Annotated in this window: 4 protein-coding genes; 2 read left to right on the top strand and 2 right to left on the bottom strand. The window is 65.3% G+C overall.

Features of this window, described 5'->3' with window-relative positions:
* The coding region (locus RBR29_RS11395) for a phosphatase PAP2 family protein (RefSeq protein WP_320349380.1) at nucleotides 1-602 on the top strand (602 nt) is incomplete at its 5' end.
* 124 nt (nucleotides 603-726) lie between these two features.
* Nucleotides 727-1,266 carry a cytochrome b gene (locus RBR29_RS11400; RefSeq protein WP_320349382.1) on the top strand — a complete coding sequence of 180 codons (540 nt, stop codon included), beginning with the start codon at nucleotides 727-729 and terminating at the stop codon, nucleotides 1,264-1,266.
* A gap of 77 nt (nucleotides 1,267-1,343) precedes the next feature.
* Here RBR29_RS11400 and hmgA read toward each other — a convergent pair whose 3' ends face one another.
* Together hmgA and maiA are read right to left on the bottom strand one after the other, a co-directional pair.
* Nucleotides 1,344-2,642, bottom strand: a complete 1,299-nt coding sequence (hmgA, locus tag RBR29_RS11405) for a homogentisate 1,2-dioxygenase (RefSeq protein WP_320349384.1) — start codon at nucleotides 2,640-2,642, stop codon at nucleotides 1,344-1,346.
* 84 nt (nucleotides 2,643-2,726) lie between these two features.
* Nucleotides 2,727-3,308: a maleylacetoacetate isomerase gene (gene maiA / locus RBR29_RS11410; protein ID WP_320349385.1), complete on the bottom strand. Its 582-nt coding sequence runs from the start codon at nucleotides 3,306-3,308 to the stop codon at nucleotides 2,727-2,729.
* Nucleotides 3,309-3,311 lie beyond the last annotated feature (3 nt).

Raw genomic sequence — 3,311 nt, forward strand, 5'->3', positions numbered from 1 at the left:
TGTCGTTCATGGAAGCCCTGAACGACACTCTGTTCCTGTGGATCAACGCCAGCAGTCCATCGGCCATCGCCCTGATGCTGGGCCGCGTCCTGGCCAACGGCCTGATCTACCTGTTCCCACTGTATCTGGCACTGAACTGGCTGCGGGCAGACACCGCCGGACGCGAGGCCCTGCTGCAAGCGACCGCCAGCGCGGCTATCGCCTTGCTGCTGTCCTGGGCGATTTCCAAGGCCTGGTTCCATCCACGCCCCTTTGTCATCGGCCTGGGCCATCAGTACATGCCTCACGCGCCGACCGCTTCGTTTCCCAGCAATCACCTGAGTTTCGCCTGGGCCGTCTGCGCCGGCCTGGCCCTGCATCCAGCCCGGCGCACGGCTGCCTGGGTCCTGGCCCTGATTGCACTGCCAATCGCCTGGGCACGTATCTACATGGGCGTGCATTTCCCGCTGGACATGGCCGGCGCCTTGCTGACGGGCCTGGTGGCGGCAGGAATCAGCCTGCCCTTGCGCGGCACGCTGATTCCTCTTCTGAGGCGCAGCATCGAACCCGCCTACCGCCTGGTCTTCGCCTGGCCGATCCGCCGGGGATGGGCACGCGCCTGAATCCGTGCGGCCCAGGCCGCACGACAGCACGCCGATGCGCAGGAGCGTTGGCGGCGTTCATCTCCGGTTCATGCCACGCAGGCGATCATGGCGCCGTTGCAAACTCTCTTATCGACCCGATCCCATGCCAGCACCTGCCCGCTACAACCGCCTGTCCATCAGCCTGCACTGGCTGACCCTGCTTCTGATTGTCGTGGTCTATGCCGCGATGGAACTCAAGGGGCTGTTTCCCAAGGAAAGCTCCGAACACGCCCTCATGAAAATGCTGCATTCTTCGTGCGGCCTGACCATCCTGGCACTGACCGTGATCCGCCTGGCAACGCGCCTGACCCAGGGCCGTCCCGCCATCACCCCGGAACCTGCCGCCTGGGAACGCGCCAGCGCCCTGCTGATGCACGTGGCGCTGTATGCGTTCCTGATCGCAATGCCCCTGCTGGCCTGGTTCGGCATCAATGCCGTCGGCGGCACAGTCAAGGTCTGGGGCATCGCGCTGCCGGCCCTGACCGGCGAAGACAAAGCCCTGGGCAAGACCATCATCGATACGCACAAGCTGATTGCCAACATCGGCTACGCCCTGATCGGTCTGCACGCCCTGGCCGCACTCAGGCACCATTACATCAGCCGTGACGATACCTTGCGCCGCATGCTGCCGGCCCGCACCTGACGGCCCCTGGGTACGGGTACGGGTACGCTACACCCCTCCGACCGGCTCCCCGCGTCACTGCGGGGCGCAGGGGTTTTTTATAGCCTCGCCGGATCGAAGTGCTTCTTCAGCCCCTGCCAGCAACGGTAGTATTCCCGCTGCCGTTGCGGCGATTCCAGGGCCTGGCGCGTGGCCTGGATCGCCACCGGCGTCTCGAACATGAAGGCCAGGGTGTCAGCGATATAGTCGGGCCGGGACGTGTCGGCGGCGCTGGCCTTGGCAAAGGTCTCGGCATCCGGGCCGTGGCCGGTCATGGTGTTGTGCAGCGAAGCCCCCCCAGGCTGGAAGCCTTCCGCCTTGGCGTCGTAACGGCCATGCACCAGCCCCATGAATTCGCCTGCCAGGTTGCGGTGGAACCAGGGCGGCCGGAACGTATCCTGCATCGCCAGAATACGCGGCGCGAAGACGACGAAATCAATGGTGTCCACGCCCGGCACGGCACTGGGCGCGTGCAGTACCAGGAAAATCGACGGGTCCGGGTGGTCATACGTGATCGAACCGATCGCATTGAAGCGTCGCAGATCGTATTTGTACGGCGTATCGTTGCCGTGCCAGGCCACCACATCCAGGGGTGAATGATCCATGCGGGCGCTCCAGAAACGCCCCTGGAATTTCGCCAGCAATTCGAAATCACCCTCGATGTCTTCGTAGGCGGCCACGGGCGCCAGGAAATCACGCGGATTGGCCAGGCCGTTCGAGCCGATCACGCCCAGGTCCGGCAGGCGCAACGGTGCGCCAGGGTTCTCGCACACGTAGCCGCGCGCAACGCCGTCGGGCAGCCGCACCTGAAAGCGCACACCCCGCGGTATCACGGCAATTTCCTGGGGCTCGACCCGCAGCACGCCCAATTCGGTCGCCAGCTCCAGTCGGCCCTGCTGCGGCACGATCAGCAGTTCGCCATCGGCATTGTAGAAATAGCGATCCTGCATCGAACGGTTGGCGGCGTACAGGTGGATGCCGCAGCCGGCATTGCCCCCCATGGTCAGCATGCCGTCCACGAAATCCGTGGCGTCATCGTTGCCGGGCAACGGCAGGGGGTCCCAGCGCATCGGGCCCGGGGGGGTCGGGACCTCGTCATAATGGCTCAGCCAGCGCGCGCCCGCCGCAGACGGCTCGAACGGTCCATGGGTGGCCGCAGGCCGGATCCGGTACAGCCAGGATCGCCGGTTGGCATGGCGCGGCGCCGTGAACGCGGTGCCCGACAGTTGTTCGGCATACAGCCCGTAGGGTGCCCGCTGGGGGGAATTACGCCCCACCGGCAGCGCGCCGGGCAGGGCCTCGGTGGCGAACTCATTGCCGAATCCGCTCTGGTATTCCAAGGTGGGTATCGTGCTCATGATGGTTTCCTGAAAAATCCAGTGGTCCGCCTCAGGCAGGGCGAACCGCTCAAACGGTGGCTGGCGCTCCCAGACGGCGCCTCGTCATTCAGCATCCGGCTGCACGTCCGGATGCGCAGCCTGAAAGGCCGGCAGCGATTCACAATGCGCCGCAATCCGCTCGATCGTCGGAAAGACCGACAGGTCCACATCATAGCGACGCGCATTGTAGACCTGGGGGATCAGGCAGCAATCGGCCAGACCAGGCTCATCGCCATGACAGCAACGCCCCGTCTCGGGCGATTGCAGCTGGGCTTCCAGCGACCGGAAACCCAGTTCCACCCAATGCCGATACCAATCGTCGCGGGCGGGCTGCTCGACCTTCAGTTCGCGCGCCAGCCAGCGCAGGACACGCAGATTGTTCAGCGGATGAATGTCACAGGCGATGTGCAGCGCCAGGGCCCGCACCCGGGCGCGGCCCAGCGCATCCGTCGGCAACAGGGTCGCGGGACCATGCGTTTCGTCCAGGTATTCCATGATCGCCAGGGACTGCGTCAGGACCCGCCCCCCCTCGTCCAACGCCGGCACCAGACCTTCTGGATTGCGGCGCAGGTAGTCATCGCCTCGCTGCTCACCACCATGGCGCAGCAAATGTACGGGGACGATCCGGTAGTCCAGCCCCTTCAGGCC

The organism is Castellaniella sp. (genome assembly GCF_034007085.1).
In the GTDB taxonomy this organism is placed as follows: domain Bacteria; phylum Pseudomonadota; class Gammaproteobacteria; order Burkholderiales; family Burkholderiaceae_B; genus Castellaniella.

Bases quoted from the DNA above. Each gene is read 5' to 3' on its own strand.
- hmgA (WP_320349384.1), bottom strand. From the start codon at position 2,642: ATGAGCACGATACCCACCTTGGAATACCAGAGCGGATTCGGCAATGAG.
- RBR29_RS11400 (WP_320349382.1), top strand. From the start codon at position 727: ATGCCAGCACCTGCCCGCTACAACCGCCTGTCCATCAGCCTGCACTGG.